Here is a 1463-nt window from a genome sequence, read left to right on the forward strand (position 1 = left end):
GTTCGACATGCATTGATGGATGCTGAATTTTGCATAGAGAATAATATTTCTGGTGTGTCTGATATTGCTTCGTATTTCGGTTTTATAGGCCGTTCCCATTTTGCCCGCTACTACAAGAACGAGTTTCTGGAAATGCCTCGTCAGACATTGTCAAATAGGCGTTACTCTCAGCAAACTTTTTAGGCCGTGTCCTTGCTCTTGCAGAGTAGTTATTAGGATCTCAAATTCTTGTTATCTATCTTTCCTGTATGATTTCTACTCAGCACCATTGCTTTTTCTTTGCTCTTAATTAGCGGCATGTCTTATTTTTATATTTTAGATCGGTGGAAAATGTCGCAATATCTGAAGTATCTTCTTTTATGTTTTTTATGGATTCTTATTCTTGAATCTGCGCAGGAATCTGCACAAGCACACCCGAATCCGATTACATCGGCCAACAGGGTGTCACTCGAATTCAATGTTGTGCCCAACACTCAATGGGCCCCGAGTTCCATTGATCCTGAGGCTAAGCCAAACCGTTCACTTCAGGTCTTTAAGCTTCAGCCGGTTTTTCCGTTTCGGTTGAACAATGAGTGGACCGTTTTGACACGGACGATTTTTCGGTTTACGTCCACCCCTTCAGCACGGCCTGATTTTGGTGTTACCCCATTGGGTGCACCATTTGTGGCGGGCTGGGATCAGCGCAACGACACAGGCTTATCTGATATCAGTCCCACGGCATTCTTTGTTCCCAATCTTGGCTCGGATTGGACGTTTGGATTGGGGCCTTCCATGGTGATTCCTGTGGGAGATGGCCCTACTGATACCGGCAAGTTATCGCTTGGTCCTGCACTTTTTGGCTTCCACCACAGTGGTCCATGGATGATTGGTGCTCGTGTGCGAAACATCTGGTCTGTTGCAGGAGATCTTGAACGGGCTGATGTGAACCGGCTGATTGCTCAGCCGCTCATTCGCTATCAGTTTCACAAAAACTGGTATTTCACCTCTTCGCCGATAATCTCGGCAGATTGGACTCACCCTGATGGTGATGGTTGGACAGTACCTGTGGGAGGCGGGTTTGGATATGCCTTCCGTTTGGCAGATCAGCCGATGCAGGTTTCAGTCGAGGCGTACTACAACGCTATCAAGCCTTCCTTTGCTGGAGAGGATTTACTTGGTGATTGGACGATTCGTACTCAGTGGCAAGTGCGTTTCCCTAAATAATTGTTTCTCATCAAATATAGAAATTAAGTTCTTAATTAGTAAGACTTCTATTTAGACTTGTTTGAGCATGTCTCTTTATCAGCTGCGCTGCCTCGGATCAAAGTCTGTTGTGGGAGCTCGTTGTATTGCTTTTTATAGTGGCGGGCGAAATGACTGCGGCTGGCAAAGCCCATATGGGCCGCGATTGCCCCGACGCCCTTCAACCCCAAAGCATCGCTTCGCTTTGGATTCAGTAAAAGCTGGCGTACGAGATCAAGTCG

At 46.5% G+C, this 1463-nt stretch carries 1 protein-coding gene and 2 pseudogenes; 2 read left to right on the forward strand and 1 reads right to left on the reverse strand.

What is annotated here, in order from left to right:
- Together WH5701_RS18185 and WH5701_RS16180 are read left to right on the forward strand one after the other, a co-directional pair.
- Positions 1-183 (forward strand): annotated as a pseudogene (locus WH5701_RS18185) (AraC family transcriptional regulator); the annotation flags it as partial.
- 114 nt (positions 184-297) lie between these two features.
- Positions 298-1203, forward strand: coding sequence for a neuromedin U (locus WH5701_RS16180; RefSeq protein ID WP_156776471.1), 906 nt, complete (start codon positions 298-300; stop codon positions 1201-1203).
- Between the two features lie 47 nt (positions 1204-1250).
- Here WH5701_RS16180 and WH5701_RS16185 read toward each other — a convergent pair.
- Positions 1251-1463: pseudogene (locus tag WH5701_RS16185) on the reverse strand (helix-turn-helix domain-containing protein); the annotation flags it as partial.

The sequence above is a fragment of the Synechococcus sp. WH 5701 genome (assembly GCF_000153045.1).
Classification (GTDB): Bacteria; Cyanobacteriota; Cyanobacteriia; order PCC-6307; family Cyanobiaceae; genus Regnicoccus_A; species Regnicoccus_A antarcticus.